Origin of the sequence: Helicobacter sp. WB40, from assembly GCF_027859275.1 — a bacterium.
In the GTDB taxonomy this organism is placed as follows: Bacteria; Campylobacterota; Campylobacteria; order Campylobacterales; family Helicobacteraceae; genus Helicobacter_D; species Helicobacter_D ibis.
Genome location: NZ_JAQHXS010000003.1, coordinates 1 through 26946, shown reverse-complemented (window position 1 = coordinate 26946; position 26946 = coordinate 1). Strand labels below are relative to the sequence as shown.

The window sequence follows — 26946 nt, the reverse complement described above, 5'->3', positions numbered from 1 at the left end:
AATCACTCCTTAAACTCCATAACTTCACATGGAAAAATCTCATTATTTTTCGCATAGTAGTGTATAAACTTATCCAAAAATTGCTTATTTAAAAACATTTCACCACAAATAATCACATCTTTTAATTGATAATTTTCATTCATATCTCTAGCGAAGTTTGCAAAAAATTCAGCCAAAGAATCCACTATCCCAAAGCAAAGTAATTCCCTCTCAACACCAGCAAGCTTGAAGCTCATTACAGACCTAATTGTCTTAAAAGTATCAAGATGTATTTTATTATCCAAATCCCTAACTAGCTTAAAATCAATTCTAGGACCTTTTTCCCCCATAAACTCACTAGCACATGTAAACACTCTTTGTGAGACTTCATACAAGTCTTCATCACACTCTCCTAAATTGAGCAAAACACCACATACACCAACTAAATGAAGTAAATTTGATGAATACTTACTAACACTAGGAATCCCATCTATAGCATTACACAAACTTTCATTTTCTTTTTTAAAGTTATTATAAAGTTTGCTTGTAGTCTCACTTTGAATCTTTAATTCATTAAATATAAGATTCAAATTTGTCTCATATGCAAACTTAATTGGCTCTTTAAAAGAAGTATCAAAATACACAAAAACACTACTCTTATCTCTCCCAAGATATATAGCACAAGTCTTTAGTAGATTATTTTTTACAATAACTCTCTTAGCTTCATTAGCAAAAGAAGAATCACAAAAATTATGCTTTAAAATTAAAGAATTACTACCAACACTAATTTCTGCTTCTTTAAAATCTTGTGGCACAAAATAGCACACACCAAAATGCTTCTTAGAATCTCCAATATCTCTTAAATAAAGCCCACTATAATCTGGCAAAAACTTAACTAATAGAATTAATAAAGGCTCAAAAGGCAAAATACATTTTGTATCATCGCCTAAGAGATTCTTAAATACAGACTTTGGCTTTAGCGTTATTATTGGTTTTTCTATTGTGGCTAATGCTTGAAGCTCTTCTTGTTTTACTCTAAATATTGTCTGTAATGAATTTAGACAAAATGGCATAAAAATATAATCCCCATCTACTTTGCTTGAATCTTCTTTGAATAAAATTATCTCTTTTTTGCCAAAAATAGTCTTAACAAATACACTATCACCATTAATTAAAGATCGTGATATTTCTTGCAATTTTTCTTTTAAAGATTCTTTATTGTGTATTTCTAGTTTTGTGTTGTTTTTAAAAAGTTGCATTTTACTTTGTTTAAAACACACAAAATCACCCCATAAATCACAAAAATATTCACTATCTATATTGGTTATTTTAGAGATTTCTAGTGGATTTATAAATCTGCTTACATCAAAATTGTGCTGAATCTTTGTTGTTGAATCTGCACTAAATTCTAAAATAACTTTTAGCTCTCTAAAGCACCACTGCAAAGATAGAGGTATAACACGAGAGATATGGTTTGCAAACTCTAAAATATCTGTATCATCTCCACATACTTCTAGGCAAAATGAATCTGTATTTATTAAAAATCTATGCTCAAGCTTATAATCATCACATGCTTTATCTAAAGTTTCTACAAAAAAATACAAAACCTCATCGCAAAACCCAAAATCATCTATCTTGCTAAAGACAAAAGAAGCTATCACTTAATACCCTCTATAAGAATGATGTGCAATTTCTTGCAAATCTCTATTATCAGTTTTTGTAACAACCACACCAAGAGATTCTAGGTGCTTTACTGCTTGTGCTTCCATTGTTTTTGCAGATTCTAATATTTTTGGAGATAGGCTAAAGGTTGGATCTTCACCTATTATAAATGGCTTAACACCCAAAATCTTAGTAGGAGGCAAGTCGCCTAACATCTCTATCATTTTTAAAGTTTGGAGCATTTCTACTTCATGAGCACTACCAGCCCAAGTGATATTATCAGGTATAACGCTAAAATCAAAGAAATAAACATCTCCTATTTTAGCGTCGTTTGCATCTACTGAATCTATAACTAGCACATTATCATATTCAGTAATGATAGGGATTAGATGTTGTGCCATAGTGCCACCATCTAATATCACAACTTCATGCTCACCATTAAAAGTATAATTAAGCTTTAACAAATTCGATAGATGAACGCCTATGCCTTCATCTCCAAATAGTATATTTCCAATACCTAAAACTAGAATCTTCAATTAATGTTGCTCTTCTTTTTCGAATTTATATCCACTAATTATAGTATCAATACCAGCACCGGGATATCTAGTAGCATTCCAAGAAGCCATGTATATGTGGATAGGTAAGAATATAATAAACGCCCAAGTTAATATATGATGTATAAACCTAACATTTGCTAATCCACCAAAAAGCACTTCAAGCTCTCTAGTAAATGGCATGATAGCACCACCAAGACCATTATGATACACATGTGCATATAATATTAATCCAGTAACACTAATGCCAATAATAAGCAACATAACACCTATATATGTAACCATTTGCAAAGGATTATACGCACCCTTTAAATGAGGATGCCCACCAACTAGCAAATAAGCTTTCAAAACTTTAAACCACACAATTGGATTTACCACATCTAAAAATGATCTTCTCTCAAAAGAACACTCTTTAGTAAATGCAAACAAGTAGATTCTAAATACAGAAATAGCAATCAATACAAATCCAAGTATCAAGTGCCAACTCCTCATTAATGCATATAAAAATCCAGTAGGCTCACCAGTGTGATTATCAGGTGCTATAAACGGATATGCAATATAAAATCCAGTTATTGTAAGTATAACTATACAAATAGCCCTAACCCAATGGAGTATTCTAGTGAGTTTTGAGAACTCATAGACTGCTTTATATTTCTTCTCCATAGGAATCTCCTTAGATATTACAACCAATTGCTATTGGATCTATCTTATACTCTCCAAGCTCATGCCCTTTTGTATCCATCACATGCACAGAACAAGCAATGCAAGGATCAAATGAATGTATAGTCCTTATTATCTCTAAAGGTTGTGTTAAATCCTGTATTTTTGTCCCAACCAATGAAGCCTCATAAGGTCCCATTTGTTCTTTTGAATCTTTTGGTCCAGCATTCCATGTGCTAGGCACTACGCATTGATAATTTTGCACAACACCATTTTTAATTCTTATCCAATGGCTAAGCATTCCTCTAGGAACATTGCCTATATATCTACCTTTATACTCTTTATTGTTATCTATTTTATAAGGAGCACATGTAGCTTGATCGCCGGTTTTTAGATTTTCAACCAAAGAGTTAAATGCTTCAATACCATAATCAGCAGAAAGTTTACATTCTAACACTCTAGCTGCCGTTCTTCCAAGCGTTGTAAATAATGCCTCAACAGGTAATCCAGTATCTTCTAAAAATTGTGTAGCAATTTTTGTGATTCTAGGATTCTTTGCTGCTAATCCAACAACAATAGCAGCCAATGGTCCAACCTCCATAGGCTCACCATTATATCTAGGAGATTTAATCCAGCTATATTTTCCATCTAATTGCAATGCTTTAGTATGAATTGGCTTCCCATCAGGTCCAATAGTATCTGCATCTACAAATCCAGTATAATTTGGCTCTGTCTCTCCATCATATGGGTGAAGAGGTTTATCTTCTTTATACCATGAATGAGTTGCCTCTTCAGTTATTAGATCTTCTTCAAGTGGCAGAAGTTTTGATATATCACCATTTCTCACAATACCAGTGCTATATAAAAATTCGCTTTTATTTACAGGAATCTCCTCATAACTGATAAAATTCTTAACTCCACAACCCTTTAACACGCTAGGTTCATTTTTATACATTTCAGCAGCCATTACAACATCAGCATAATAAGCACGATTCACAAAATCGGCTACTTCTTTATATTTTGTAAGCCAATCACCAAGTCTTGAAGGATCTAATATATCCATAACACAAGTTACACCACCAACGCTTAAAGATTGAGGGTGTGGTTGCTTTGCACCAAAAATAGCCATAAGCTGTGCGGCTACTCTTTGAATCTCTAATGCTTTAAGATAATGTGATAATACTATTAGATTCTGCTCTGGTGTGAATTTATATGTCCCATGTCCCCAATACGCATTCGCAAAAGGTCCTAAGCCTTGTTTTCCACTTGCAAACTTTTTTACCCTCTCTTGCACTGCTTTTAGCTCATCAGCACCAGTTGCAATAGGATTTTTGGAATATTTAAATGCTAATTCTGAAGCTTTTTTTGGATCTGCTTTTAGTGCAGAAGTAATATCACACCAATCAAGCCCATGCAAATGATAAAAATGCACTAAATGATCATGCAATACCAAAGAAACATTCATTAACGCCCTAACCATTTGTGCGTTAAATGGCACTTCAATACCAAGTGCATCTTCTACTGCTGTAATACCGGCTTTATAATGCGAATATGTGCAAACACCACAGATTCTTTGCACCATAAATCCAACATCTCTAGGATCTCTATTTTTAACTATTACTTCCAATCCTCTCCATAGTGTAGAGCTAGAATACGCCTCTTGTATTATATTGTTCTCATCTACAATAACCTCAATTCTTAAATGCCCCTCAATTCTAGTAATTGGATCTACAATAATTCTCTTTGTCATTATTGCTCCTTATCTTTTTTAATGTTTGATAATACTGCATGTGCTGCCATACCAATAGCTGCTGCTCCTAAGAGTGCGATTCCTATGTTATCTGCTGTTTTATCAGCACCACCAAACATAGGAGTATTAAACAATCTATTTGCCATAGGTTCTTCAAATGGTCCCATTGTATCCCAGAAGTTTGGCTCACTACAGCCTATGCAACCATGTCCTGCTTGTATAGGCCAACTAGTATGAGAGTTGAATCTAAGTTTAGAGCAGTTATTAAATGTATATGGTCCTTTACAGCCTACTTTATATAGACAATACCCATTCTTAGCACCTTCATCGCCAAAAGTTTGCACAAACTCACCTGCGTCAAAATGCCCTCTTCTCTCACATAAATCGTGGATTCTTAAACCATATGCCCATTTTGGACGATTAAACGCATCAACGCTAGGTAATGTGCCAAATAAAATAAAATGCAATACATTTCCAACTATATTTTTCTCGCTAGGAGGACAGCCGGGAACATTAATTACAGGCTTATTTGTAACGGCACTTAGAGGCTTTGATGCAGTTGGATTTGGGTTTGCTGCTTGAATCCCACCAAAGCTAGAACAAGTTCCAATAGCAAAAATAGCAGCTGCATTCTCACTAGCTTTTCTAGCACTCTCTAAACCAGTCATACCATGTGCGCCAATAGTCAAATACTGCCCTTCTAATGCCGTTGGGACACCACCTTCTACCATTAGAACATATCTTCCTTTGTATTTTTCAATAGCGTCTTCTAAGTTTTGCTCTGCTTGATATCCAGAAGCAGCCATTAATGTTTCGTGATATTCTAAAGAAATATAATCAAATATAAGACTATCAATGCCAGGACCATCACTTCTTAACAAGCTCTCACTACAGCCGGTACATTCTGCCATATGTAACCAAATCACAGGTAATCTATCAGCTACTTCAGCAGCTCTAGCAGTCAATGGTGCAAAACTAGCCGGCAAAGATAGCATAGCAGTCATAGCACCAGCCCATTTCATAAAATCTCTTCTTGATATTCCATGCTCTTTTAAAGCCTTTGTAATGCTTCTATCCTTTTTTAGAGCGGGCAGTTTTTTTAGCTGATTTAATCTAGCTTCTGCCTTACTAAACAAAGATTCTTCTATTATGTCCATAAAACCCCCTTAAGTTTAACTTTAAATTAACCTAATTCTATCACAATATTTTATATTTTAATTTATATTTATCAAATCTTTAAAATTAGTTTCATTTGAATCAGTAGAGTTGTTGTCATTTAGGTGAATATTATTTAATACATGTTCATTACCTATATCAATCAACCAATATAAGCGCGATACATCATCTATGGCAACTTTTAAAGTAGCGATTTGATAACCTTGTCTCTTTTCTATTCCAGTAACTTCTCCTACAAAAATATTAGAATAAAAGATTCCATCATAACCACTTGTATAAACCAAATCACCAACTTCAATGGCAGGAAACAAAGGTATATAATCAACAATGAATCCTTTTGTTAAATCATATTTGGCAACCCCACCTAATTTATTCTCACCCACAACAACACCATAACTACACTTCTCATCACCATTTAGGTAGCCTATTAGTCTTTCATTTTCATATCTTGCAATACCTGCTACTTTATCATCTACCACCAACCCATAAATTACCGAATGATCAACATTTCTACCAGTATGAGATTCTAGCCATACCTTTGTATAGTCATTTATATTCACATAAGATAGTGTTCTTGCTAGTTGCATATTTGGCATTTCCATACCAAATGTAGAATTAACCGAAGATAGCAGGGCATTATATTCTGATTTTAGAAACTCCAACTCATAAGCTATCTTTTCCTTGTCTTTTAAGTCATTATTTAAATGTTTAATCTGTTTTGCTTGGTCAAAATGCCTTGTAATTGTATTGACGACATTATTGTTTAAGTTTAAAACCCCAACTTTCACTAAATCAGAAAAATACAACACTTGTGCATGAATCTCCTTAGAAAGCCTAATGGATAAAAACAATACAATTGATAAAAAAAGAACCCAAAGAGCAAGTTTTCTCATACATTACTCATAGGATAATTGCTGTAATACATCAATTTCTTCTAATGCTTTACCCGTTCCCTTTGCTACACACAATAATGGCTCTTCTCCAACATATACAGGTAATTTCACTATCTCTGATAGATATTTATCTAGCCCTCTAATTAAAGCTCCACCTCCAGTTAAGACAATCCCATTTTCTACTATATCTCCTGCTAGATCAGGTGGCATTTGCTCTAGCACATCTTTTAGGGCATTTGATATTTCTTTTAGCGGTTCTTTCATAGCTTCTCTTACATCTTCGCTTGTAAGCTCTATTGTATTTAAAAGACCGCTTACTTGGTCTCTACCTTTAACCTGCATACTTAAAGGTTCAGGTAAGCTAATTGCAGAACCAATTCCAATTTTAATCTCCTCTCCAGTTCTCTCTCCTATTAGAAGACTATATTTTCTCCTTACATACTCAACTACCGCACAATCGAGCTTATCACCAGCAACTCTTAAAGACTTTGAAATAACCAAACCACCAAGAGAAATAACACCAATTTCAGTAGTTCCACCACCAATATCAACCACCAAACTACCTTTAGGCTCTTTTACTGGAAGCCCAGCACCAATAGCTGCTGCCATGGGTTCTTCAATTAAAAACACCTCTCTTGCTCCAGCACTCATTGCAGATTCTTTTACTGCTTTTCTTTCAACTCCAGTTAGTCCATATGGCACACACACTATAATTCGTGGTCTCATTAATGCTTTTCTCTTATGTGCCTTTTCTATAAAGTGGCGTATCATTTTCTCTGTCATATCAAAATCAGCGATAACTCCATCTTTCATTGGTCTAACTGCAGTTATGCTTCCGGGGGTTTTGCCTACCATTTCCTTTGCTTCTTGTCCTACGCTTAGTATTTTATTTTTACCAAACCTATCATTTTGGACTGCTACTACTGATGGCTCATTTATTATTACACCCTGCCCTTTTACTATTACTATTGTGTTTGCTGTTCCTAAGTCAATAGAAATATCATGCGAAAACCAACCAATTATCTTATCTATTAGCATATCTTTCTCTCCTTAAGCACTTTTTTTATTCTTTTTTTGTTTTACCAATATTGGTTTTGAAGCTTTTAGTACAGAATCTTTTGTAATAATCACATCATATCCCTTTAGCTCCGGTAACTCATACATAATATCCAGCATAACTTCTTCCATAATAGATCTAAGACCTCTAGCACCTGTTTTACGCTCTATTGCTAAATTGGCTATCCCTTCTAGTGCATCATCTTCAAAAATTAAATTAACCCCGTCCATTTCAAAAAGTTTTTTATATTGTTTAACTAAAGAATTTTTAGGTGTTTTAAGTATTGAAATCATTGCTTCTTTTGTGATTTCTCCCAAAGTAGCTATCATATGCAATCTACCTATTAACTCTGGTATAAGCCCAAAAGATACCAAATCATCTGGTTCAACTTTGCTTAGCAAATCATCTTTTAAAGTTTGCTCTAATTTAACATTATGGAATCCAAGAGTATTTCCACTTGTGCGTCTTTGGATAATATCTTTTAGCCCATCAAATGCACCACCACAAATAAATAATATATCTTTTGTATTTACTTGAGTAAATTCTTGATTAGGGTGCTTTCTACCACCTTTTGGAGGAACATTTACAACACTTCCTTCTATTATCTTTAGCAATGCTTGTTGAACTCCCTCACCTGATACATCTCTTGTTATAGATCTATTTTCTGATAGACGAGATATTTTATCAATCTCATCTATAAATATAATTCCTCTCTCTGCCTTTTTTACATCACCATCTGCTTCTTGTAGCAATCTAGTTAATATATTTTCTACATCTTCTCCAACATATCCAGCTTCTGTAAGACTTGTAGCATCGCAAATTGCAATTGGGACATTTAAAAATCTTGCTAAAGTCTGTGCCATTAATGTCTTGCCACTACCAGTTGGACCTATAAGCAAGATATTTGATTTTGCAATTTCTACATCATCATCGCCAACATTTTGAGATATTCTTTTGTAATGATTATATACAGCTACGCTAAATACCTTTTTTGCTTCTTCTTGTCCTATTACATATTCATCAAGTGTAACCTTTAATTCTTTTGGTGGTATTAGTGGAATCAAATTGTCATCTATACTGCTATCTTCTTCACTATTTTTATAGTCATACTCATCTTCCACACCAAAAATTATTTTATAAGATGCAATAACGCAATTTTTACATATACATACATCATTTCCTGTAATTAATGGATTCTTATTTGTTTCTTTTGATTTACAAAAATTACATACTCGTTCACTCATTATTCTTCCTCACAAAAGGTATGCCTCTAGTTGATTGAATTATAAAATTACATAAATTTGAAACATTTAAATCACAATCTTCAGCTAAAATATCGCTTGCTATTTCTTTTATGGGTTTATTAGCCACAAATAACCGCTTATAAGCACTATTAATCTTATCAACTTCGTGGTGTTCAAAATTTTTGCGTAACCTATGAAGATTTAATCCTCTAATTACAGCTCTATTTCCTTCTGCCATACAAAACGGAGGAATATCTTGTGATAATGCACTAGCACCAGCCACCATAGCATAATCCCCAATTTTTACAAACTGATGAACTGGGGTTAAGCCTCCTATGTTTATGTGATTCCCAAGTATTACATGACCACCAAGAGTAACACCATTTGCCAAAATACAATTATTGCCTATAATACAATCATGTGCTACATGCACATAAGCCATTAGCAAATTTGAATCTCCAATTTTAGTGATACTTCCACCACCTTCTGTTCCTGGATTTATCATTGTAAATTCACGAATCTTATTAAAATTACCAAAAATTAGCTCATTTGGTTCATCGTTATATTTTAAATCTTGTGGCTTAGTGCCTAAGACAGAATTTTGGAATACTTCATTTCCAATCCCCAAAGTTGTATTACCAACAATCGTTACATTATTGTGTATTTTGCAGTTATCACCTATTTTTACATCTTTACCTATAAAACAAAAATGCCCTATTTCGACATTCTCGCCTAAAATAGCACCTTCTTCTACTACTGCACTACTAGCGATTTTGCTCATCTTTCAGCCTTTTTATCTACAATCATAGCTTTTAACTCTGCTTGAGCTACCATTTTATCATCTACATAGCAATACCCTTGCAAAACCCAAATATCGCCTTTATGCTTTAAGACTTCAAGCTTATAATCAAGCCTATCTCCCGGAACAACTGGCTTTCTAAACTTTGCATTATCTATACTCATAAAATAAACTATTTTATCCCCATTATTAGCAGAATCTTCGCCAAACATACTAATGAAAGCCAATACGCCACCAGCTTGAGCCATACCTTCAATTATATACACTCCCGGATACACTGCTTGTCCTGGAAAATGACCATTAAATATATCTTCATTTATTGTTACATTTTTATATGCACTAAGACTTTCATTAACCTTTATATCAACGATTCTATCAACCAATAACAATGGGTATCTATGAGGTAAAATATCTTTTATTTTTTGAATATCTATCATGTTTGTCCTTTATAATGCCATTTTACCCGGATTTAAAATATTGTTTGGATCAAATGCCTTTTTTATACTTCTAAATAGATTCATCTCACACTCATTAAAAGCTAACTTCATAAATGGTGCTTTTGAAATTCCTATTCCATGCTCTCCGCTTAGTGTGCCTCCTAACTCTATTGTGATTTTAAATATTTCTTCTATTGCTTGATGACCTTTTTTAAGTTCATTTTCATCGCCACCATTAACGATTACATTTGTATGCACATTGCCATCGCCAGTATGACCAAAGCAAGGTATAATAACTCCATATTTATCTGATACTTCTTGTATTTTTGATAATAGCTTTGGTAGACTGGCTCTAGGCACAGTTATATCTTCATTTAATTTTTTACTTCCATATATTGTAATACTTTGAGAAGCATTCTTTCTTGCAAACCATAGATTCTCTGCTTCTTCAGAATTTTGTGCCTTTATAAAATTAATAGCACCATTTTCATAGAATTTTTCTTCTATTTTTTTGATTTGATAATCAATATCCTCTTGCAAACTACCATCAACTTCAGTAATCAAAATCGCCCCAGCATCAACAGGCAATCCCTTGTGAAACTTGCTCTCAACTGCCCTTATGCTAAGGTTATCTAAAAATTCCATAGCAACAGGTGTTACCCCGCTTGCCATAGTTTTATAAACTGCATTCATAGCACTATCTATACTAGGAAAGATTCCCATTGCACTTTGAGAAAATTTTGGCTTAGCAAGTAATTTTAATGTAATTTCAGTAATTACACCAAGTGTCCCTTCACTTGCTATTAAAATACCAGCAATATTGTATCCTGCTACATCTTTGATTGTTTTTTTACCGGCTCTTATAATATCTCCATTTGGCAATACTGCCCTTAAAGCCATTACAAAATCTTTTGTGATTCCATACTTTGCAGCTCTCATACCACCAGCATTTTCGCTGACATTACCACCTATTGTAGAATATTGCTCACTTGCTGGGTCTGGTGGATAAAATAATCCAAGAGATTCAACTTCCTTTTGTAAATGAGCATTTATGACACCCGGCTCTACCCTAGCAACCATATTTTCCATATCTATTTCTAGAATCTTATTCATATGTTTTTCTAATGCTAATACAACTCCACCATTGACTGGTAATGCTCCTCCAGTAAAACCGCTTCCAGCACCTCTAGGCACAACTGAGATTAGATTATCATTACAATATCTTAATATCTTAGATACTTCATCTTCATTATGTGGAAAAACAACATACTTAGGATATGCCCTCTCTCTTGTTGCATCATAGCAATATGCTTGAATATGTGCTTCATCATTAAAGCAATCATTATCGCCAACTATTGTTTTAAAGTATTCAAAGTGAGAATCACGCATATCAAACTCTAAAAAATATTCTTTATTGTATTTGAAAAATATCTATTTATACGACCAAAGAAAGTAGCATCTTCATCTTTAATCTCACCTTTTAACAAAGAATCAAAATACAAGTAATAATCTTGTGTTTTAACATCATTAATAAAATACTCAAACCACTCTTGATTATTATTTCCTATGCGAGAGAAAAATGGCAACATTCTATCTTCTATCGGTGCTCTTCCTGTAATATAATCCTTCTTGACAACCGAAAATGTCTGACAATCTAGGGCTTGACCCTCATTCAAATTAACAATATATACAATACCTGTTGCATATTGTGTGCATACCTTTCTAAAGTCAGATTTAACAGGTGCAGTATGACCTACATCCATTAGATATGCAGCAAACAAATCAGGGTGCATCCAAGTAACATCTGGGTAAGCGTCCTTTATTTTCTCATATATGTCTTGTGATGGTGCTATCAAAAATGCTCTATCATTGAATGCACGAAATATTACTTCATCATTCTTTTGAGGCAAAAGTGTTGGCGTTGGAAACGCCTTTTGTTCCAAGCCTTCAAAAGGCTCAAAAGCAATCTTGGCTAAATTATCCTTAACCTCTACAATCGCAGCTTTTGCGACAATCCCCGAGTGATCTTTATCAAACCATCTAATAATCTCTCCACTCTCACCAACACGCAAATCAAATGCGGGCACATAAGCATAATGTTCAGAATCCTTATCCATCTCAACAATAGGAACAATTAATTTATTGCCAAACGGAGAAGAATAAGCCAAAGAAGAAAAGAATAAAATGGAAAACAAAGATGCTATTAACACTTTAAACAAACTCATCATTATAAAAATACCTCTATGACAAAATAAAACCTGCTATTGTAATGAAAAATTGCTTAAAGATTGTAAAAGTATTTAATTTTACTAAAGAAATATAGTGTGCGAAAAATCACAAAGGATTAGCTACAGAATCAAAAGGATTATTTTCTAATCTCTTTAATTCTTGCTGATTTTCCACTTCTAGTGCGTAGATAATATAATTTCGCTCTTCTTACACGACCTATTTTTAATACCTTAATCTCCTCGATACTATCAGAGTAAATAGGCAAGATTCTCTCAACGCCAACACCATTAGCACCAATTTTTCTAATAGTAAAAGTCTTGCCAACACCTGTGCCTCTTAGAGATATACATATACCTTCAAAGTTTTGAATCCTAGTTTTATCCCCCTCTGAAATCCTAATACTAACTCTTAGAGTATCACCAGCTTTAAATTGTGGAATGTTCTTGTCTTTAATTTGTGCATTTTCAAAATGCTCTATGTATTTATTTCTCATTATCTGCCCTTATGTTTATGTTGCCAGTATAAATCTGGTCTATGATATTTTGTCTTAGCCTCTGACGCTTTCATTTTTAAGGTTCGGATTCTAACATGGTTTCCCTTTGAATATTCTGAAGGGATACTTAAATTTTTAAATTTATAAGGTTTGGCAAAATTTGGTGCTTCAAGCAAATTATCTTCATAGCTCTCTCCAAGCAAAGAATCAGAATTTCCCAATACACCATCAATATGTCTTGCAATACTATCACAAAGACATAATGCACCAAGTTCGCCACCAGTTAGGATAAAATCACCAATACTAAAAACTTCATTAGCATAAAACTCTAAAATCCTTTCATCAAACCCCTCATATCTGCCACAGACAAATATTATATGTTCTAATCTACTTAATCTTTTTGAATCATTTTGATGAAATAATTTCGCACATGGGGTTAAAAATATAATATGTGCTCTAGGATATCTTTGTGTCAAAAATTCAAGTGCATTACCCAAAGAATACACATCTAATAATAAACCAGCTCCACCACCAACCTGATATGAATCTACCTTCAAATACCGATTATCACTAAAATCTCTAGGATTATAAAAATCAACCTCAATAAGTTTAGAATCTATTGCTCTTTTTAATATTGAATCACAAAAATAGTGCTCGATTAAATTCGGAAATAAGCTAACAAACGAAAACTTCATCTAGCTATTTTCCAAAATATCTTTACAAAATTGAACAAATATACTTTTTGGTTTCGTATTTTTTACATTTAAAATATATCTATCAGTATATGGTATTAGAAATTGTTTTGGCATTCCTTGTGTTACTAGATTTATATCGGTCTTAACGCACAAAAAATCACCACCACCAAACCTATCTATATCATCTACAATACCTAAAAGTATATTATTCTCATAAACACTAGAGCCGACAATATCAAACCAAAAATACTCATCTTTACCCAAAATACAAGTATTAGCCGTATCATTCTTTGTAGTATATAAATGACAGTTTGTAAGAAGTCTAGCTTCTTCTCTATTGTCTATTTTTTCAAAGCTAACTATGGATTTTAACCTATCAAATGACTTGATAACTAGTTCTCCTCTTTCATAGAAATATGTAGAACCACTTTTAATTGACTGCGGAAAATCACTAAGCACATGCAATAGCAACTCTCCCCTAACGCCAAAAACCTTGCCAATCTTGGCTACAACTATTTTATCATCTAGTTTTTTCACTTATATTGGCTTTACTACTATTCTATATGAGCTACCATCTTTAGCCTTTAGCCCAGAGATAAATGTCTTCATAGCACCTATCATTTTGCCATCTTTACCGATCAAGCGTCCAGCATCAACGCTAGAGGCTAGAATCTCAATTTCGTAAAAATTATCTTCTATGACACGCTTTACAATTTTTACTTTTTCTGGTTCTAAGACTATCTTTTGAACATAAGATAAAATAAATTTGTCTATCATGTTTATTTTGTAATTGTTTTAACTCTTTCACTCATTTTAGCGCCAACACTAACCCAATATTTCAATCTATCAGCATCAAACTTAACAGTAGAAGGCTCTGTTAGAGGATTGTAATAACCAATAGATTCTATCCAACCACCATCTCTTTTTTTTCTACTATCTGTAACTACAATTCTATAAAAAGGCTTTTTCTTGCGTCCCATTTTAGTTAGACGAATAACTGTTGCCATAAAAACTCCTAAAATTAAAATACAGAATAAAATCTGTCAAAAATAGAAAAATTCTACTTTGGACAAACTTTATCGTCTAAGCTGCCCCATTCTAGCTTCTTTCATAAGATTCATAAAATCTCCCATACCACCTTTTGAGAATTTTTTTGCCATCTTAGCAGCGTTTTCAAACTGCTTTAGAAATCTATTTACATCACTAACATCAATGCCCGCTCCAGCTGCAATTCTTTTTTTTCTACTTCCATTTAGTAGTTCTGGATTCTCCCTCTCCTTAGGCGTCATAGAGAAGATCATAGCCTTTATTTGATTTATCTCTTTAGAATTATCTAAATCAACATCTTTTAAAGCACTAGACATATTTGACAATCCCGGAACCATAGATAATATAGATTGCATAGAGCCTAATTTTTTTAGATTCTCAAGCTGTGCTAGAAAATCATTAAAGGTAAATTTTCCTTTTTTTATTTTTTTACTAAGATTCTTTGCTTCTTTCTCGCTTATAATAGATGCAGTTTTTTCAGCAAGAGACTGAATATCACCTGCTCCCATTAGCCTACTTACAATCCTATCTGGGATAAAGACTTCTAAATCAGGAATCTTCTCCCCAACACCTATAAATCTAAGAGGGATTCCTAATTGATGAGCGATTGATAGTGCAATGCCACCCTTGCTATCTCCATCAAACTTGCTTAAAATTACTCCATCTAGTTTGATTTTCTCATGGAATAAACCAGCACTCTTTACACCATCTTGACCACTTAAACTATCCACTACATAAAATATTTCATTAGGATTTATACTATTTTTTATATCTTCTAACTCATTCATCAATGCTTCATCAATAGCCAATCTACCGGCAGTATCTACAAGCAAGACGTCATACAAACCTTGTTCTGCTTTCTTTTTAGCCTCTTTTGCAATATCAACTGCAGTTGTATTTTCGATATGAAAAAAATCAACTTCAGCTTGAGAGCTTAACTGCCTTAGCTGCTCAACTGCTGCTAGTCTTTGCAAATCACAAGCGGCAACTAAAACCTTCTTTCCTTTTAGCTTTAAATAATTGGCTAATTTTATCGTTGTAGTTGTCTTACCGCTTCCTTGAAGACCTGACATAAGTATGATAGTTGGTGGTTTAGAAGCAAAGATAAATCCATAATTGCCCGGTGCATTTAGTATATTTGTTAAAGATGATTGTAAAGAATCTAAAAAAGACTTCTTGCCAATTCCAGCACTTTTAGTTTTTTGCTCAACATCACTTAGCAATTCTTTTAAAACTTTATAATGCACATCTGACTTTAACAATGCCTTTTTAAGCTCATCTAAAGCCTTTTTTAATGCCTTTTCATCATCATGGAATCTAATCTTATTTATAGCGTTTTGAAAACCATCTTGTATAGCACCAAACAAACTTTCACACCTTAAAAATAAAAAAATAATAGCGGTGATTCTAGCAAAAAATATATTTAAAACAAATAATAAAAGTAAAAATTTTACATCTAAATTTTTAAAATCTAAAGAATAATTTTTATTGACAACTAACAATCCTATAATATATAATCGCAATTACAAAAATTTAAAACACTATTAATTATTTGTTTAAGGGGCATAGAATGTTTGAACAAATTTTAAAAAACGGAAATTTAAAAGTTACTCCACAAAGAATGGCAATTCTACAAGAAATAAATACCAAAGGACATATAAGTATAGACGAGATATATGAAAATATCAAAAAAAATCACCCATCAATGTCTTTAGCTACAATTTATAAGAATCTAACATCAATGCAAGAAGTAAAAATAATTGACGAAGTAAAACTACCAAACCAAAAACCAAGATATGAGCTAACAAAAAAGCCACATATACATTTGGTATGTGAAAGGTGCGGAATGATAAAAGATATACATTTAGAAGAAGTAATAGACAATCTAAAGCAAAGTTGCGAAAAAGAAACAGGCTATAAGATTCGAGATAGCTCGATTGCCCTACTTGGAATCTGCAAAGAATGCGAATCTTAAAAAGATTCGCTAGTTATTAATTACGCTTCAATTGATTTACAACTTGTAGCATTGAATCTGCTGTTTGAATCGATTTTGAGTTTGCCTCATAAGCCCTTTGTCCAACAATCAAGTCAGTCATTTCTTCAACCAATTTTACATTGCTTGTCTCTATAAACCCTTGTCTTAGAGTTCCAAATCCATTTAACCCCGGAGTTCCAACAATAGGATCACCAGAAGCATTTGTATTTAGATATAAATTATCCCCAAGTGCATGCAAACCAGCAGGATTAATGAAATTCACTGTTTCTATTTGACCCAGTTCGGTTGTTTCATTGCCTTGCACAACCGTTACAGTTCCATCTGTCCCAACACTAAATTGCGTAGCATCATCAGGCACTGTTATATTAGGAACCAACAAGTACCCTTGCGAATTAACAACATTTCCTTCATTATCTCTTTTGAAAGCACCATCTCTAGTATAGGCAATAGTTCCATCTGGAAGCTCTATTTGAAAGAATCCATTCCCTTCAATTGCTATATCATAGTTATTCTCTGTTTCTTTAAAATTACCTTGACCAAATAATTTTTGCACAGAAGTAGGACGCACACCAAGACCAACTTCAATTCCAGTTGGAGATGTAGTAGTCTCGCTAGTGCTAGATCCAGCGTATTGTAAAACTTGATGAAACAAATCTGAAAACTCTGCCCTTTCTTTTCTGTATCCATGAGTATTTACATTTGAGATATTATTTGAAGTTACATCTATTTGTAATTGTTGTCCTAACATACCTGTTGTTGCTGTATAAAGTGCTCTCATCATATTAAATCCTTTTATTATGCTTTAGCTGCTAATTTTGTAATTGCTTCAGTATTTAGCTCATCCATATGTGTTTTTAGAACTTTTGAATAAGCTTCAACCAACCTATTTGTCTCAATCAACCCTGTCATCTCATAAACAACATTTATATTGCTTTTTTCTAGGAATCCTTGCCTTACTGCTCCACTTTGCTCTAGCATTTCAAGCTGATTTAATTTAGCTTGTGGATACTCATATAAGTTATCACCAACTTTTTTTAAGTATTTTGGATTCTCAAATGAAGCAACCGCTAAATTTGAAATCATTATAGCTTCATTTATTTCTTCATTGTTTAATGATCTAGTATAGATATTCCCGTTAGTATCAACTTCAACTTGATAGCCATCGATAAATTCTATATATTGTGGAGCATCTAGGTATTCTCTTGGTAAAACTGGGAATCCTTCCTTATTTACCAACCTGCCCTCCTCATTTAAAACAAAAGATCCATCTCTTGTAAATCTAATTCCATTTGGAGTTTCAATCATAAAATACGCATTCTCTCTAGATAGAGCAAAATCAAATGTATTATCAGTTTTAATCATTCCGCCAAGACTTCTATCTGTAAATTCTTCTACGATTTGAGGAACACGATTTAAGGATCTATTGTAAAACTTGGCTGCATCTTTAGTTTGATCATCTATTGGCAAAAAATCTTTACTTTGTTCATAAAGTCGCAAAAAATCACCAACTACAACATCATCTCTTTTAAATCCAGTTGTATTAGCATTTGCAATGTTATTTGAAATAACATCTAGACGATTTATCTGCGTTACCATTCCGCCAACAGAACTATAATATCCGCCTTGCATTTACTACCCTTTATAAAAATATTCAAAGTAGTAAAAAGCAAAAGGTGTTCCAAAATATATTAAAATTTAGAATCCACGAATTCATGTATTTTTCTTTACAGTCTTTCCTTTTTATATCTGTTGGTTATATTAAGATTGCTTACTATTTCGACTTTTGTTGGGATTTTATATCTGTCAAGTTTATCTTTACAAAAATTTCTTATTTTTTGTTTTAACTCTATATTACTTAGATTTTTGCCACTTTCTAATACGACCTTTACACTAACTCTCTGACCAGTTATTGCATTAGATTCACCATATACTAAACAATCCTGTATTTCATCTATTTGCATAATCACCCCTTCAATTTCTTGTGGTAATACCTTTTCTCCACCTACATTTATAACTTCTTTTGCCCTACCTAGAATCCTTATATACTCTTCTCCATTAATTACTTCCGTCTCTACCATATCTCCACTATCAAAATATCCATCTTCATCAAAACTATGATCATCGACATTTAGATACCCTAAAGCTTGTGTTTTTGATTTCAAATACAACCTGTTATTTAAAATTTTATAATCAACACCTTCTAGCTTGATTGCATTTTGATAGCTTTTTGTTTGTAAGATTCCAACTTCACTAGTCCCAAATGTCTGATGAAACCTAACTCTTGGCATAGATTTTTTAAGCCTATCCAACAAAGCTGTTGGCATCTTTTCAGTGCCATAAGTAATAATTTTTAAAGAAGACACATCAAACTTTAAGAGAACCCCACTTAATAAAAGCAAATTCAAAAAACTAGGAGAAGCGGGAAGCATGGAAATTTGATATTTGCAAATCGACTCTACTATTTTTTCAATATTTTTTCTATCTTGTATAGCTATCCCTGAAGCCCCTATTGCTAGAGCGTTAAACAATGTATTCAATCCTCCTATGTGATCAAACATCAAAAACAATAAAATATTAATATTTTTGTTTTTCTTATCTAAATAACTATCTAGCAAATTATCTAAATTATGCAAAATTGCCTTTGGTTTACCAGTTGAACCACTAGAGAACAACACTAATCCACCATGTCCTAATTTCAATAACATATCTATACTTTTATGATTTTTGCAATTTGACGATATTGATTTTAAATTGCCATTTTTATAAATCAAACTAGCATTGCTCTCATATAGTTTGCTATCTACATCCGATTTGTTTAAACCACTAAAAAGAGGCACAATAACTTTTTTGGTTTCTATGCAAGCTAAAAAAAAGCTTATAGTTTGTATGTCAAAATCCCCAATAATAGCCACAACATTATCACTATAAGACTCTAATAGCTTAATATTATTAGCAACTAAAGATAATAGCTCTCCATAGCTAATACAAGTATCGTTAAAAATTAAAGCAATGGAATCTTTTTTATGTTGTGATATTTTATTTAAATATGGACTTTTAAAATCAATCATTAATCCCGCCTAAGTATATAACTTGACCTGTTATAAAGTCATTCTTAGAATCTATAAAAAAATCGATTACTCTACAAATATCATCAAAAGTTCCGAATCTTTTTATGGATTGAGCATTTAATAGAAGTTCTATTTTGTCTTTTGGTACATTTTTTATCAAATCCGTCTTTATTGGTGTTGGTCCTATTGCATTAATAGTAATGCCAAAACTTGCAAGCTCTTTTGCACAAACCTTAGTAAAATTAATAATTGCAGCCTTACTAGCTGCATATATTGCTTCACCTTCTAATTGTAATGGAACTGCTATTGTTGCAAAATTTACTATTCTAAATGGAGATAAATTGCTATTTTTATATTGCTTTCTATATAAATTTATCATAACTTTTGAAACTTCTCTAATAAATAAAAAACTGCCAAAAAAATTTGTCTCAAAAATATTTTTGACACTTTTGTATGGTGTTGTTATAACATGATTCATGGAGGCAATACCTGCATTATTTAGTAAAATATCAATTTTGCCAAACTCTAATTTTATGGCTAAAATCATATCTATAACAGCACTCTCATCGCTAATATCCAAACAAAAATGCCTATAATTCTCATGCACCAAATCACTCTTGCTCCTAGAGCAACCACATACTATATAACCACAATTAAGATAATACTCTGATAGATTTCTACCAATACCCTTTCTTGTGCCAGTAATTACAACAACACGCATTATTGCATTCCCAATATATACTCTTTTAGTGCTTTTACATTTCTAAACGGGGAATGCTTAGCACTCATTGTTTTGTCATTTGCTAATATAACATTAAAACCAAATTCATCACTCATTCTATCTTCTAAATCAGATATAAAACTAACTAGAGCCAAAGAATCTAAGTTGCCTCCAACACCATATAACTTGGTGTCTAATGTTGGATTTTCTAACTCTCTTACATCTAATTCGTCTGCTAGATTCTTTAAAATCTCAAAAATTATTTTCTCTAATTGCTCATCTTTCATTTATTCTCCTTCTTTTAACATATTTTCAAACTTAACTTTATTCTTCAAATAATCATCTCTATGTAGCTCTAAAAGCTGTAAATCTCCACTACTCCCAACTATCCTAGCACCCCATCTTTTGTGAAATTGCAATACTTTTAAATTATCTTTATGCGCAATAAACGGCTCAAAATCCACCAAAAAGTCCATAAATAATATTCTCTTTGCAATACATACACTCTCTAAAACTTCCACATATGAAGCCTCATCACTCATAATCCATCGTCCAATTCCTATTGCTTTTAGATTGTCAGAATCTATATTTTTTTGATTATTCCAATGCGGAATAAGTATTTCATGTGGATATATACTAATTGTCCCAAGCCTCTTTTGTTCTTTAGAAATAACTATAAAATACCATTCATTGTTCAATGTTTTATATCTTTGCATATATTGTGCTTGATTATCTAGGCTATTTTGTGTTTTGTGTAGATATCTAGATTTTTTAACGTCTGTCCGTAGAGAAAGAATGAAGCTAGAATCTTCTATTTCTGCTTCTCTTAAATTTACAAACCTACCTTCATATGGTGCATAATTGTGAGTATTTATCTTCATGCTACCCTCACTTTATACAAGGGTGCCATTAATACTAATAAATAATTACCCCCCCCCCCCACAACAAATATTATTTTTTGTATTACCTTTTAACAACCACATTCTCCTTCAAAAATAAATTATTTTATATACACAAACGAATCTTTTGCATTCAAACAATTAGTTTCTATTTTACATATTTTAATGCCATATTCATTAAATACTTTTGCTGTGTTTTTACAAGCCTTCTTTACAAGCACAACTTGACAATCTTTAATTATCTCACCTAAGATATTATGTTCTAGTTTATGCGCTATTTGCTCTTCTTCGCTCATATCTGAATCATTATGAGAACAACCTTCACTAGCCTCTACATTACCTCTAGGGTTATGCCTTAATTCAACGAAATCAATCTTTTTAAACATTCCAGAACCAACTTGCTCAAAAATGGCAAAAAATGGTGTATGCCCCGTGTTTGTAAAGATTCTTAGACTATCGTCATATACTGGTATTGCAATTTTCATAAATATTCCTTATAAATCAAATAAACTAATTTCTTTATCTTCTTTTGTAAAACGCTTCTCAAGCATATCTGAACTAATTCCTAAAATAAGTGCAAAGTTATATTTTTGATGTATTAACTCATCAAAAAGCCTGTCATTATCTTCATAGCATATCACATCAGCATATGGAGTATATAACTCATGATATATTTTTGGCACAAACAATATAAGTTTAGCCCATTTAGCATACATGGAAAAATAAGCCAAATATTGCTCATAAAGCTTTACATCTTCGCATGATAGGACTACCTTATTAGTAGTGCCCGGTTGAGAGATATAACCTCTTTCATCTAAATACAATGGCCTAAAACTAGAGATTCCATTTAAATTATCAAGCTTCACAGAAAAGCAATATTCATCAGCCAACTTTATAATCCTTGATAGTGGTTGTATAAAAAGCTTTGGAATCTGCAACGAATAGTCTAATGACTTATAAAATATCTTAATGCCAAAAAGCGAGAATGAATTAATAGAAAATGGCAACTTATCATCATCTATTTTTGTATCATCTAGAATTTTTGCTTCTTGTTCTATTTCATTTAATAAAAAGTCCCCATTATACCTATACATCACATACGCACTCTCTGTCTCTATCACAAATTGTAATAATTGCACAAAACCACCATTGAAGTATGCAATTTTCTTATTTTGATTTAAAATACAACTAGCAATATCATACTCATCACTACTTAATAAAAATAAAATCTTACTCTTAACAATCAAATAATGTCGCAATAATTTGGTTATAGCTTGTTCTATATTTGCTACACAAATCCATGCTACCTCATTATCAGTAATGGCAATATCCTCACTAAATAAGATACCAAATGCACCACGCTCTATTGCTAAATTTATATCATTTGCATTAAACGCTACAAACAAATCGCCTCTTGTTACTTGCTCTACATCATCACAGATTCGGTTAAAAAAGGATATACTGGGCTTATTTAATAATGTTCCAAAAGTAATTTCAACAACTTCATTAACGCCAATTTGTATATTTCCCTTTTTCATAACCTATCCTTAGCTTATCTTGCTTCCATTTTGTGCCACTTTATGCGGAGTAATCACAGATAATCCGCTATCATCTTTAACTGCTAGTATCATTCCTTCACTAATCTCTCCCATTAGCTTAGCTGGTTTTAGATTTGCTAGCACACATACTTGCATACCGACTAATTCTTGTGGCTCATAGTAAAGCTTGATTCCAGCAATAATCTGTCTTGGTCTTGTTTCTCCTAAATCAACTCTAAGTTTTAGTAGCTTCTCACTTTTTGGCAATACTTCAACCTCTATTATAGTGCCAACTTTAATATCAATATTCATAAAATAATCTCTATCTATGACATTTTCTATACTTAATGGCTCTAATTTTGCTTCTGACTTTATCTCTTGTTTTATTTCTTCTTTTACCTCTAGTCTTGGGAATAGTGGTGGTATATGATTTAATTTTACAGAAGTTAGAATCTCTTTATTAACAACAAATCTACCAAATCCATCATCACCTAATGAAAAAACTGACAAAATTTTCTTAGCAGAAGCAGGCATACAAGGATATAGCATGTAAGCACCTTTAATTAATGTATTTGATATAAAAACCAACAATTCTGCTACCTCATTATACTTGTTCTCTTTTATGAGTTTCCACGGCTCTTTTTTTGTGATTGTCAAATTTGCTAGATCAAAGATTCTCCAAATGCTTTCTAAATAATTATGTAATTCAACTTTAAAAATATATTCTCTAGCTATATTAATTGAATCTTCTACCTCTTTTAACTCTACCTCATAAGCACTGGCAAAAGATAAAGAATCTAAATTATTATCAAAATATTTCTCACCCATTCCCAAAAGTCTATTTAGCAGATTACCAAGCACATTACTTAAATCTGCATTACTCCTCTCAACAATTGCCCTTTGAGAAAAGTCTCCATCTTGCCCAAATGGCACTTCTCTAAGCAAGAAATATCTAAATACATCTAATCCAAATTCGCTAACCACTTCGCTAGGATTCACCACATTACCTATACTTTTACTCATCTTAGCACCATCTTTAGTCCACCAGCCATGTGCTGCTATATGCTTTGGTAGAGGCAAATCAAGACTCATCAAAAATGCAGGCCAATAAATTGCATGGAACTTTAGAATATCCTTACCTACAAGTTGTATATCAGGTGGGAAAAATTCCATTTTAGATTCCAAGTTATTTTCATATCCAAGTGCACTTAAATAGTTCATCAATGCATCTAGCCACACATAGACAACATGCTCTTTATCACTCATTTGAGCCACTTCATTAGGAATCTCTACACCCCACTTAAAGCTAGTTCTAGTAATTGATAAATCTTCTAAACCATTTTTTATAAAATTGATAACTTCTTTTTTACGATAAGTTGGCAAGATAAAATTAGGATTCTCATCATAGAACTTTAAAAGTCTATCTTCATACGCACTAAGCTTAAAGAAATAACTTTCTTCTTTTAATTTTACTAATTCCTTACCACAATCAGGGCATAAGATAGCATTCATAACAAAAGATTCACAAGAAATACAATAATTACCTTCATATTCTCCTTTATAAATATCACCCTTGTTAAACATTTTTATAAATGCGTTTTTAACACTATTTTTATGCTCAACTTCGCTAGTTCTTATAAACTTATCATAGCTTATATTAAAACTATCCCACATATCTTTAAATTTAGAAGCCACCTTATCTACATATTCACTAGGATTTTCATTGTTTTTCTTAGCCGATTGCTCAATTTTTTGCCCATGCTCATCTGTCCCAGTTAAGAAAAATACTTCATCTCCACATAGCCTATGATACCTAGCTAGTGTATCGCTAATGATAGTAGTATAAGCATGTCCTATATGAGGCTTATCATTGACATAATAAATAGGTGTTGTAACATAAAACTTAGAATTCAAAACTACCTCCATTGCCTCGATTCATGCTTAAATAAACAGAATTTACATAATTATTTCTAGTATTGCATTCCAAAACCATTTTACACACAAAGCAACTACTAACTCCATTTGACTTTTGACATTCTACAATTACACTACTTTGCTCATTCAGATTCTGCACTACCAGACTTTCGAAGTCTTTCTTTTTTTGACAATTATTTGCAAGCTGACAAAAGTCGCAACTAGTAGTTGCATGACTACTTTGACAATCTTTTAGATCTCTTAAATAAATGTCAATTTTATTTTTCTCTAACAAATTCTATCTCCTCTTTGCTACCAAAAAAGCAAGGTGTTGTATCATGCAGATTCCTTGGCTTTAATGACAAAATAGAATCTTTGCCATTAGTAGAATCCCCACCTGCTTTATCAAATATATATGCAAATGGAAAAACCTCAAATAGCATTCTAAGCTTACCATTTGGAGCATCGCTTGTAGCAGGATATGAAAATAATCCTCCGCCTTTAACTAATATATGATGTAAATCAGGTACCATTCCTCCACTATACCTTAATCTATATCCACGATTAAACAAAGATTCGATCTTTTCTTTATGCGATGTGCTCCAATTTTTTTGAGTGCCACCTGTTGCGTTTATTTTGCCACTATTATTTAAACTCAGTGTTTTTTTATACACAAATTCTTTGCCATTATATACATGGTAGCTAACGCCATCACAAGCATTAGAAGCAAACCCTATTCCAATAACCATACCATACACCACATATGCACTTGCTACTATATTTTCTGGCAGAAAATCTCCATCATAAACACCAAAAATACTTCCAACACTTAAATTGGCACCCATTAAAGAAGAGCCATCTAAAGGATCATAAGCTATGCTATATTTTCCATTTTGACTTATACTAATAATACTTTCTTGCTCTTCGCTACATATTTGCTTAACAATGCTTAAATTCTTAAAATGCTTAATTATTACTTCATCAGATAGAACATCGACTTTAAGTTGCATATCTCCAGTAGAATTCTGTGTGCTAGTGTATTCTCCCATGCTATTTTTTAATAAATCAAAAATTTCAACACTAGCAAGTTTTATTGTATCAAATATAATTTCAATATCATATTTAAAGTTATTTTCCATAACAGCACCAAAATTTTATAAAATAACACCATTATAGCGAATTTAGGGTATTTTGTAAATTCTATATTTTTTGCTAAAATCCGCATAAACACCATAAGGACAAGCTATGCTAGTGGCACCAAGTATTCTATCGGCTGATTTTGGAAATCTACAAAGAGATATAGAGATTATTTGCAAAAATTGTGATTTAGTACATATAGATGTTATGGATGGACACTTTGTCCCAAACCTTACAATAGGTCCTATAGTAATAGAATCAGTAGCAAAAGTAGCCACAAAACCACTAGATATACATTTGATGGTGCAAAATAATAGCTTTTTTGTTGATTTATTTGCAAAATATAAACCAAAATACATATCATTCCACATAGAAGAAGAAAAACACGCAAACTCTCTAGTGCAAAAAATACGAAACTATGGGATCTCCCCTGCAATAGTTCTAAATCCACACACAAACATAGATAGCATAAAATATCTAATAGAATATATTGATATGGTGCTTGTAATGAGCGTAAATCCAGGATTTGGAGGACAAAGATTTATACCAAATACAATTGATAAAATAAAAGAATTAAAAGATTTAATAGAAAGAATAAATCCGCAATGTTTAATCGAAGTAGATGGTGGCGTAAATAATCAAAATGTAGAGGAACTAAAAAAAGCAGGAGTGGATATTGTTGTGGCTGGTAGCTATGTATTTAGCGGAAATTACAATCAAAAAATAGAAAGCCTAAAAGTATAATACTACAAATAGAGATTAAATCTTCTCTCAATAAAAATCCATGCAAATAAACCACAAAATAAAAATTGACTTATAATAAATTCAAGCAATTAACATAGTTTTGTAAATTGCAAAATCTTGCTTGAAAAATTAATATGAAATTATAAAACTAAGCCTTTCAAAGATATTTGTGGTAATAAGAAAAGACTCCTAGAATCTTTTCTTATTTACATCACTAATAATATCATCTGCAATTCTATTTACATTATTAGTAA

Annotated in this window: 31 protein-coding genes; 2 read left to right on the top strand and 29 right to left on the bottom strand. The window is 32.4% G+C overall.

All coding sequences use genetic code 11. From position 1 onward, the window contains the following. Positions 1 to 2: 2 nt before the first annotated feature. The 18 genes from PF022_RS02615 to ffh form a co-directional block, all read right to left on the bottom strand. Complete coding sequence (locus PF022_RS02615) at positions 3 to 1640, bottom strand: protein hydE (RefSeq protein WP_271022692.1); 1638 nt, start codon at positions 1638 to 1640, stop codon at positions 3 to 5. Next, positions 1641 to 2177 (bottom strand): HyaD/HybD family hydrogenase maturation endopeptidase, encoded by a 537-nt coding sequence (locus PF022_RS02610; RefSeq protein ID WP_271020342.1) that lies wholly within the window; start codon positions 2175 to 2177, stop codon positions 1641 to 1643. Beyond that, positions 2178 to 2858, bottom strand: coding sequence for a Ni/Fe-hydrogenase, b-type cytochrome subunit (gene cybH, locus PF022_RS02605; RefSeq protein ID WP_271022691.1), 681 nt, complete (start codon positions 2856 to 2858; stop codon positions 2178 to 2180). 10 nt (positions 2859 to 2868) lie between these two features. Beyond that, complete coding sequence (locus tag PF022_RS02600; RefSeq protein WP_271020337.1) at positions 2869 to 4605, bottom strand: nickel-dependent hydrogenase large subunit; 1737 nt, start codon at positions 4603 to 4605, stop codon at positions 2869 to 2871. Next, positions 4605 to 5762, bottom strand: coding sequence for a hydrogenase small subunit (locus PF022_RS02595; protein WP_271020336.1), 1158 nt, complete (start codon positions 5760 to 5762; stop codon positions 4605 to 4607). Before PF022_RS02595 ends, PF022_RS02600 begins: the two co-directional genes overlap by 1 nt. A gap of 57 nt (positions 5763 to 5819) precedes the next feature. Beyond that, entirely contained in the window at positions 5820 to 6674 is an 855-nt protein-coding gene (locus PF022_RS02590) for a rod shape-determining protein MreC (RefSeq protein WP_271020335.1), read from the bottom strand. A gap of 3 nt (positions 6675 to 6677) precedes the next feature. Continuing rightward, positions 6678 to 7712, bottom strand: a complete 1035-nt coding sequence (locus tag PF022_RS02585) for a rod shape-determining protein (RefSeq protein ID WP_271020333.1) — start codon at positions 7710 to 7712, stop codon at positions 6678 to 6680. Positions 7713 to 7724: 12 nt separating this feature from the next. Continuing rightward, entirely contained in the window at positions 7725 to 8975 is a 1251-nt protein-coding gene (clpX, locus tag PF022_RS02580; RefSeq protein WP_271020331.1) for an ATP-dependent Clp protease ATP-binding subunit ClpX, read from the bottom strand. After that, positions 8968 to 9756 (bottom strand): acyl-ACP--UDP-N-acetylglucosamine O-acyltransferase, encoded by a 789-nt coding sequence (lpxA, locus tag PF022_RS02575; RefSeq protein WP_271020329.1) that lies wholly within the window; start codon positions 9754 to 9756, stop codon positions 8968 to 8970. Before lpxA ends, clpX begins: the two co-directional genes overlap by 8 nt. Next, positions 9753 to 10211: a 3-hydroxyacyl-ACP dehydratase FabZ gene (gene fabZ, locus PF022_RS02570; protein ID WP_271020328.1), complete on the bottom strand. Its 459-nt coding sequence runs from the start codon at positions 10209 to 10211 to the stop codon at positions 9753 to 9755. Before fabZ ends, lpxA begins: the two co-directional genes overlap by 4 nt. 9 nt (positions 10212 to 10220) lie before the next feature. Next, positions 10221 to 11600: a glycolate oxidase subunit GlcD gene (gene glcD / locus PF022_RS02565; protein WP_271020327.1), complete on the bottom strand. Its 1380-nt coding sequence runs from the start codon at positions 11598 to 11600 to the stop codon at positions 10221 to 10223. Positions 11601 to 11608: 8 nt separating this feature from the next. Then, on the bottom strand, positions 11609 to 12436 hold the full coding sequence (locus tag PF022_RS02560) for a plasminogen-binding N-terminal domain-containing protein (protein ID WP_271020325.1): 828 nt from the start codon (positions 12434 to 12436) through the stop codon (positions 11609 to 11611). Between the two features lie 140 nt (positions 12437 to 12576). Further along, complete coding sequence (rplS, locus tag PF022_RS02555; RefSeq protein WP_271020323.1) at positions 12577 to 12933, bottom strand: 50S ribosomal protein L19; 357 nt, start codon at positions 12931 to 12933, stop codon at positions 12577 to 12579. Next, positions 12933 to 13628: a tRNA (guanosine(37)-N1)-methyltransferase TrmD gene (gene trmD, locus PF022_RS02550; RefSeq protein ID WP_271020322.1), complete on the bottom strand. Its 696-nt coding sequence runs from the start codon at positions 13626 to 13628 to the stop codon at positions 12933 to 12935. The genes rplS and trmD overlap by 1 nt, the downstream gene beginning before the upstream one ends. After that, positions 13629 to 14165 carry a ribosome maturation factor RimM gene (gene rimM, locus PF022_RS02545; RefSeq protein WP_271022689.1) on the bottom strand — a complete coding sequence of 179 codons (537 nt, stop codon included), beginning with the start codon at positions 14163 to 14165 and terminating at the stop codon, positions 13629 to 13631. After that, entirely contained in the window at positions 14166 to 14405 is a 240-nt protein-coding gene (locus PF022_RS02540; RefSeq protein WP_271022688.1) for a KH domain-containing protein, read from the bottom strand. It lies immediately after the preceding gene. Positions 14406 to 14407: 2 nt separating this feature from the next. Continuing rightward, positions 14408 to 14635, bottom strand: coding sequence for a 30S ribosomal protein S16 (gene rpsP, locus PF022_RS02535; RefSeq protein ID WP_271020316.1), 228 nt, complete (start codon positions 14633 to 14635; stop codon positions 14408 to 14410). 69 nt (positions 14636 to 14704) lie between these two features. Next, on the bottom strand, positions 14705 to 16042 hold the full coding sequence (gene ffh / locus PF022_RS02530; protein WP_271022686.1) for a signal recognition particle protein: 1338 nt from the start codon (positions 16040 to 16042) through the stop codon (positions 14705 to 14707). A gap of 203 nt (positions 16043 to 16245) precedes the next feature. Here ffh and PF022_RS02525 point away from each other — a divergent pair, with 203 nt between their 5' ends. Next, positions 16246 to 16650 carry a Fur family transcriptional regulator gene (locus tag PF022_RS02525; RefSeq protein ID WP_271022684.1) on the top strand — a complete coding sequence of 135 codons (405 nt, stop codon included), beginning with the start codon at positions 16246 to 16248 and terminating at the stop codon, positions 16648 to 16650. A gap of 16 nt (positions 16651 to 16666) precedes the next feature. On the opposite strand, the gene flgG is transcribed toward PF022_RS02525, so the two are convergent. From flgG to PF022_RS02470, 11 genes are all read right to left on the bottom strand, one after another. Next, positions 16667 to 17452 carry a flagellar basal-body rod protein FlgG gene (gene flgG, locus PF022_RS02520; protein WP_271020310.1) on the bottom strand — a complete coding sequence of 262 codons (786 nt, stop codon included), beginning with the start codon at positions 17450 to 17452 and terminating at the stop codon, positions 16667 to 16669. A 14-nt stretch (positions 17453 to 17466) separates the two neighbouring features. Further along, entirely contained in the window at positions 17467 to 18300 is an 834-nt protein-coding gene (locus tag PF022_RS02515) for a flagellar hook-basal body protein (RefSeq protein ID WP_271020308.1), read from the bottom strand. 95 nt (positions 18301 to 18395) lie between these two features. After that, complete coding sequence (locus PF022_RS02510) at positions 18396 to 19739, bottom strand: ANL family adenylate-forming protein (RefSeq protein ID WP_271020306.1); 1344 nt, start codon at positions 19737 to 19739, stop codon at positions 18396 to 18398. Continuing rightward, entirely contained in the window at positions 19732 to 20460 is a 729-nt protein-coding gene (locus PF022_RS02505) for an SDR family NAD(P)-dependent oxidoreductase (protein ID WP_407081395.1), read from the bottom strand. Before PF022_RS02505 ends, PF022_RS02510 begins: the two co-directional genes overlap by 8 nt. After that, entirely contained in the window at positions 20460 to 20747 is a 288-nt protein-coding gene (locus tag PF022_RS02500) for a hypothetical protein (RefSeq protein ID WP_271020305.1), read from the bottom strand. The genes PF022_RS02505 and PF022_RS02500 overlap by 1 nt, the downstream gene beginning before the upstream one ends. Further along, on the bottom strand, positions 20748 to 21341 hold the full coding sequence (locus tag PF022_RS02495; RefSeq protein ID WP_271020303.1) for a hypothetical protein: 594 nt from the start codon (positions 21339 to 21341) through the stop codon (positions 20748 to 20750). It abuts the gene before it with no gap. A 119-nt stretch (positions 21342 to 21460) separates the two neighbouring features. Next, positions 21461 to 21844: a NifB/NifX family molybdenum-iron cluster-binding protein gene (locus PF022_RS02490; protein WP_271020301.1), complete on the bottom strand. Its 384-nt coding sequence runs from the start codon at positions 21842 to 21844 to the stop codon at positions 21461 to 21463. A gap of 9 nt (positions 21845 to 21853) precedes the next feature. Then, a complete protein-coding gene (locus PF022_RS02485) occupies positions 21854 to 22897 on the bottom strand; it encodes a hypothetical protein (RefSeq protein ID WP_271022683.1) in 1044 nt (347 codons plus the stop codon). A 9-nt stretch (positions 22898 to 22906) separates the two neighbouring features. Continuing rightward, positions 22907 to 24823 carry a methionine--tRNA ligase gene (metG, locus tag PF022_RS02480; RefSeq protein WP_271022682.1) on the bottom strand — a complete coding sequence of 639 codons (1917 nt, stop codon included), beginning with the start codon at positions 24821 to 24823 and terminating at the stop codon, positions 22907 to 22909. Beyond that, the gene (locus tag PF022_RS02475; protein WP_271020294.1) at positions 24801 to 25106 is read right to left on the bottom strand and encodes a hypothetical protein; all 306 of its coding nucleotides are present in this window, start codon (positions 25104 to 25106) and stop codon (positions 24801 to 24803) included. The genes metG and PF022_RS02475 overlap by 23 nt, the downstream gene beginning before the upstream one ends. Continuing rightward, positions 25090 to 25950: a class 1 fructose-bisphosphatase gene (locus PF022_RS02470; protein ID WP_271020292.1), complete on the bottom strand. Its 861-nt coding sequence runs from the start codon at positions 25948 to 25950 to the stop codon at positions 25090 to 25092. Before PF022_RS02470 ends, PF022_RS02475 begins: the two co-directional genes overlap by 17 nt. Positions 25951 to 26056: 106 nt before the next feature. On the opposite strand from PF022_RS02470, the gene rpe reads away from it, so the two are divergent. Continuing rightward, positions 26057 to 26692, top strand: coding sequence for a ribulose-phosphate 3-epimerase (gene rpe / locus PF022_RS02465; RefSeq protein ID WP_271020291.1), 636 nt, complete (start codon positions 26057 to 26059; stop codon positions 26690 to 26692). Positions 26693 to 26946 lie beyond the last annotated feature (254 nt).

Bases quoted from the DNA above. Each gene is read 5' to 3' on its own strand.
- cybH (WP_271022691.1), bottom strand. From the start codon at position 2,858: ATGGAGAAGAAATATAAAGCAGTCTATGAGTTCTCAAAACTCACTAGA.
- PF022_RS02600 (WP_271020337.1), bottom strand. From the start codon at position 4,605: ATGACAAAGAGAATTATTGTAGATCCAATTACTAGAATTGAGGGGCAT.
- PF022_RS02595 (WP_271020336.1), bottom strand. From the start codon at position 5,762: ATGGACATAATAGAAGAATCTTTGTTTAGTAAGGCAGAAGCTAGATTA.
- PF022_RS02590 (WP_271020335.1), bottom strand. From the start codon at position 6,674: ATGAGAAAACTTGCTCTTTGGGTTCTTTTTTTATCAATTGTATTGTTT.
- PF022_RS02585 (WP_271020333.1), bottom strand. From the start codon at position 7,712: ATGCTAATAGATAAGATAATTGGTTGGTTTTCGCATGATATTTCTATT.
- clpX (WP_271020331.1), bottom strand. From the start codon at position 8,975: ATGAGTGAACGAGTATGTAATTTTTGTAAATCAAAAGAAACAAATAAG.
- lpxA (WP_271020329.1), bottom strand. From the start codon at position 9,756: ATGAGCAAAATCGCTAGTAGTGCAGTAGTAGAAGAAGGTGCTATTTTA.
- fabZ (WP_271020328.1), bottom strand. From the start codon at position 10,211: ATGATAGATATTCAAAAAATAAAAGATATTTTACCTCATAGATACCCA.
- glcD (WP_271020327.1), bottom strand. From the start codon at position 11,600: ATGCGTGATTCTCACTTTGAATACTTTAAAACAATAGTTGGCGATAAT.
- PF022_RS02560 (WP_271020325.1), bottom strand. From the start codon at position 12,436: ATGAGTTTGTTTAAAGTGTTAATAGCATCTTTGTTTTCCATTTTATTC.
- rplS (WP_271020323.1), bottom strand. From the start codon at position 12,933: ATGAGAAATAAATACATAGAGCATTTTGAAAATGCACAAATTAAAGAC.
- trmD (WP_271020322.1), bottom strand. From the start codon at position 13,628: ATGAAGTTTTCGTTTGTTAGCTTATTTCCGAATTTAATCGAGCACTAT.
- PF022_RS02540 (WP_271022688.1), bottom strand. From the start codon at position 14,405: ATGATAGACAAATTTATTTTATCTTATGTTCAAAAGATAGTCTTAGAA.
- rpsP (WP_271020316.1), bottom strand. From the start codon at position 14,635: ATGGCAACAGTTATTCGTCTAACTAAAATGGGACGCAAGAAAAAGCCT.
- PF022_RS02525 (WP_271022684.1), top strand. From the start codon at position 16,246: ATGTTTGAACAAATTTTAAAAAACGGAAATTTAAAAGTTACTCCACAA.
- flgG (WP_271020310.1), bottom strand. From the start codon at position 17,452: ATGATGAGAGCACTTTATACAGCAACAACAGGTATGTTAGGACAACAA.
- PF022_RS02515 (WP_271020308.1), bottom strand. From the start codon at position 18,300: ATGCAAGGCGGATATTATAGTTCTGTTGGCGGAATGGTAACGCAGATA.
- PF022_RS02510 (WP_271020306.1), bottom strand. From the start codon at position 19,739: ATGATTGATTTTAAAAGTCCATATTTAAATAAAATATCACAACATAAA.
- PF022_RS02505 (WP_407081395.1), bottom strand. From the start codon at position 20,460: ATGCGTGTTGTTGTAATTACTGGCACAAGAAAGGGTATTGGTAGAAAT.
- PF022_RS02500 (WP_271020305.1), bottom strand. From the start codon at position 20,747: ATGAAAGATGAGCAATTAGAGAAAATAATTTTTGAGATTTTAAAGAAT.
- PF022_RS02495 (WP_271020303.1), bottom strand. From the start codon at position 21,341: ATGAAGATAAATACTCACAATTATGCACCATATGAAGGTAGGTTTGTA.
- PF022_RS02490 (WP_271020301.1), bottom strand. From the start codon at position 21,844: ATGAAAATTGCAATACCAGTATATGACGATAGTCTAAGAATCTTTACA.
- PF022_RS02485 (WP_271022683.1), bottom strand. From the start codon at position 22,897: ATGAAAAAGGGAAATATACAAATTGGCGTTAATGAAGTTGTTGAAATT.
- metG (WP_271022682.1), bottom strand. From the start codon at position 24,823: ATGGAGGTAGTTTTGAATTCTAAGTTTTATGTTACAACACCTATTTAT.
- PF022_RS02470 (WP_271020292.1), bottom strand. From the start codon at position 25,950: ATGGAAAATAACTTTAAATATGATATTGAAATTATATTTGATACAATA.
- rpe (WP_271020291.1), top strand. From the start codon at position 26,057: ATGCTAGTGGCACCAAGTATTCTATCGGCTGATTTTGGAAATCTACAA.